Annotated in this window: 4 protein-coding genes and 1 pseudogene; 1 reads left to right on the top strand and 4 read right to left on the bottom strand. The window is 66.9% G+C overall.

Annotated elements, in window-relative coordinates; genetic code table 11:
• Positions 1–331: pseudogene (locus Q0C41_RS30990) on the top strand (acyl-CoA synthetase); the annotation flags it as partial.
• A gap of 142 nt (positions 332–473) precedes the next feature.
• On the opposite strand, the gene Q0C41_RS30985 reads toward Q0C41_RS30990, so the two are convergent.
• From Q0C41_RS30985 to Q0C41_RS30970, 4 genes are all read right to left on the bottom strand, one after another.
• Positions 474–1025 carry a periplasmic heavy metal sensor gene (locus tag Q0C41_RS30985; protein ID WP_291990843.1) on the bottom strand — a complete coding sequence of 184 codons (552 nt, stop codon included), beginning with the start codon at positions 1023–1025 and terminating at the stop codon, positions 474–476.
• A complete protein-coding gene (locus Q0C41_RS30980) occupies positions 1022–1531 on the bottom strand; it encodes a hypothetical protein (RefSeq protein ID WP_291990841.1) in 510 nt (169 codons plus the stop codon). Before Q0C41_RS30980 ends, Q0C41_RS30985 begins: the two co-directional genes overlap by 4 nt.
• 43 nt (positions 1532–1574) lie before the next feature.
• Positions 1575–2282, bottom strand: coding sequence for a sigma-70 family RNA polymerase sigma factor (locus tag Q0C41_RS30975; RefSeq protein ID WP_291990839.1), 708 nt, complete (start codon positions 2280–2282; stop codon positions 1575–1577).
• An 8-nt stretch (positions 2283–2290) separates the two neighbouring features.
• A partial coding sequence (locus Q0C41_RS30970; RefSeq protein WP_291990837.1) for a dockerin type I domain-containing protein occupies positions 2291–2958 on the bottom strand: 668 nt, incomplete at its 5' end.

Below are 2958 nucleotides of genomic sequence, written 5' to 3'. Positions count from 1 at the left end.
CGTCAAGGACCGTTCGAAGGACATCATCATTTCAGGCGGCGAGAACATATCCTCGCTCGAGATCGAGGAAGTTCTCTACCGTCACACTGAGATCATGGAAGCCGCCGTCGTCGCCCGTCCCGATCCGACCTGGGGTGAAAGCCCGTGCGCGTTTGTGACGCTGAAGTCCGGCGCCAAGCCGGTTACGTCCGACGACGTGATCGCATTCTGCCGCGCCAACATGGCGCCCTACAAGATCCCGCGCACGGTCGTGTTCGGGCCGTTGCCCAAGACCTCCACGGGCAAGATCCAGAAGTTCGTGCTGCGCGATCAGGCCAAGGCGCTGGGGTAGAGCTTCGTGCGATCAATCGCACTCGCTCCATTTTGCGCTCACGGCATCTGCGCTCACGGCCAGTGGGCCTGCGCAGGCGCGGCGTAGCGATACCCGGCCGCATTGGCGGGCACAAAAATGCACGATGCGCTGGCGAGCGGTTTCAACGTCCCCCACGATTACCAGGACCACCGCCTGGCTGGAACTCGTCGCCGCCACGACCACCACCACGACGCTGGCCCCAACCGAAGTGATTGCGCCAGGAGAGATAAGCGCGCCGCTCGGCAGCCGTCATGCGCTCGCCGATTTCCGGCAAGATGCGCTGGACGGCTTGCCGCAGCTGCGTTTCCGCTTCCGACAATCGCTCCTGGGCGGCAACGAACGCCGCCTTGTCGAACGGATCGGCGACGAAGAGGCGCGCAGCTTCCGCCCTGGCGCGCCGGACTGCCATGCGGAGAGGTCTCAATACGCCGGGCCGGTCGTGGGGGCCTGCGCGGCGCAACTCCTCCCGACGTTCGGCGGGCAACGTGCTGACGAACGCGGGCAGGCTCGTTTCGACGCCACCACCTGTGATCGCGATGTTGGCGCGGACGTGCCAGAGCGAGCGGGCGACTGCTCCGATCAGCAATGCATTGAGCGCGAGGGACGCGATAAGCAGAAAGCGTGGCCAGCGCCGCGGCTTCACCACGCTGGATTTGGGCGCTTCGACCGTCATGGCGTCTCGTCCTCGCCGAGATCTTCCGAGAGCGTGGAGTACACAACACTGGAGATCCCTGCGGCGTCCGCCAGTTCCTGCACGACAGGCCCGACGTTGAGGCTGCCCCCGGCAAAGACACCCACGAGCAGGCTCGCGGCCAGCAGGCCAGCGGCCTGCCATTGCCGCTCGAACGAGCGTCGTGGCGGCGAGGCCCGCTCACGCGCCGGGAACGGCACCACGCGGGATCCAGCTTGCTGTGCCGGTTGCTGTGACATCGCCGCTGCGACGATGCGGTCGGTGAGTGCGCGTGACGCTTCCGGTGACCGCTCCGCCGGCGCATCGCGAGCGGTCGCAATTACACGGTCGAGCGCGCGCGCTTGTGCCAACAGCGCTTGTGCGCCGGGACGGCCCAACATCGCTGCGATGCGCGGCGCGACATGCGCTGGCCAGCGCTCCGCGTCGCCGCCCCAGATGTCGAGTAGCTCGGCCAGTTCGTCGAGCGCGTCGTCGTGTTCGCCGATCATGAAACCACCTCTACCCAATAACTGTTCTCCGCGTGAAAATCCGTCATACCTCACCCGCCTCACCAGGCAAAAGCTGGCGCCATTCGTCCTTCAGTGTCCCGCGCAACGCGCGCCTGGCACGCGATAGCAGGGATTCGACCGCCTCGTCAGAGACGCCGAGGACAGCAGCCACTTCGATCTGGCTGAGGCCCTCGTAGTGGAACAGTACCAGCGCCTGCCGTTGCCGCTCGGGCAGAGCGAGCAGCGCTTGCTGCACGCGCGCCGACATGTCGTCCTCGACGAGAGAGGTCAGCTGGCTGGCCGCGACCGGCCGATCCGGCACCTCGTCCATCACATCCGTGCGCGATCGAGCCCGGATGCGATCGATACAAAGGTTCGACGTCACCCGCCGTAGCCACGGCCGAAGCCCACCGGCCCCGATCTCGAGCCCGCCGCCGCCCTGCCACAACCTGATCATCGCTTCCTGCGCTACGTCGTCGGCCTCGGCATCGTCGCGCAACATCCGCCGCGCGACGCCGGTCACGAGGTGCAGATGTCGCTCGACCAGCGTGCGGAATGCCGTCCCATCGCGTTGACGAATACGGCCCAGCAGCTGGCGATCGTCATCTTCGGCCGTCGTCATGCTGCTCCAGCTCGGGCCGCTCTCCGGATACCGGTGCAGCACCGGCACCTCCCGACCCTCCCGGAAGTAAGCGACGGTCGCCCGATTGGCAACCTCGCGTGTTCCCGGCGAGCCGGAACGCCTGGGCATGACGGGCTCTACTTGCGTTCGGGCGCACCTGTGCCCGTGCCGGGTGTCTGGGGTCCCTGGTCTGGACCGCCCTGGTCCGGCCCGCGGCCGCGTCTGGGCCTGAAGTCCTGGCGATCGATGCGGCCGTCGCGATTGATGTCGCGCTCGGCGAACCGCTCCTTGGCAGCGGCAAAGAACTGCTCGCGCGTGACGCGGCCATCCTTGGCGCCGTGCGCGTGCATGAAGCGGCGGACGCGGTAATCCGTCATTTCCTTGGCGATGACCTCGCGGTCGGCCGCATCGACCGCGCCGTCCTTGTTGCGATCCATCAGATCGAAGCGGCGTCCGGCGTCCGCCAGCATCTCCTCGAGCGTGACGACACCGTCCTTGTCGGCATCCGCTGCAATGAAGCGACCCAATCCGCCCATCATGCTGCCACGGCCACCGGGCCCGGCACCTTTGAGCACATTACGGCCACGCATCACCGGCGGCAGGTCTGCTTCGGTAATGCGGCCGTCGCCGTCGAGATCCATGCGTGCGAAATCACGCCGGACGCGATCCAGCACTTCGACACGGGTGGTACGCCCGTCGCGATCGGCGTCGGCACGGCCCATCGCCCGGCTGGTCATTCGATCGGCCATCCACTCCCGCATGCGACCACGGCGTTCCGAGCTGGCGCCGGTCATCGCAGATTCGA

Origin of the sequence: Luteitalea sp. (genome assembly GCF_022842525.1) — a bacterium.
Lineage (GTDB): Bacteria > Acidobacteriota > Vicinamibacteria > Vicinamibacterales > Vicinamibacteraceae > Luteitalea.
The sequence above is the reverse complement of the archived record's forward strand: the minus strand, read 5'-3'. Positions and strand labels throughout refer to the sequence as shown.

Excerpts from the sequence above, each read along its gene's own strand:
- Q0C41_RS30980 (WP_291990841.1), bottom strand. The coding sequence starts at position 1,531 with ATGATCGGCGAACACGACGACGCGCTCGACGAACTGGCCGAGCTACTC.
- Q0C41_RS30975 (WP_291990839.1), bottom strand. The coding sequence starts at position 2,282 with ATGCCCAGGCGTTCCGGCTCGCCGGGAACACGCGAGGTTGCCAATCGG.
- Q0C41_RS30985 (WP_291990843.1), bottom strand. The coding sequence starts at position 1,025 with ATGACGGTCGAAGCGCCCAAATCCAGCGTGGTGAAGCCGCGGCGCTGG.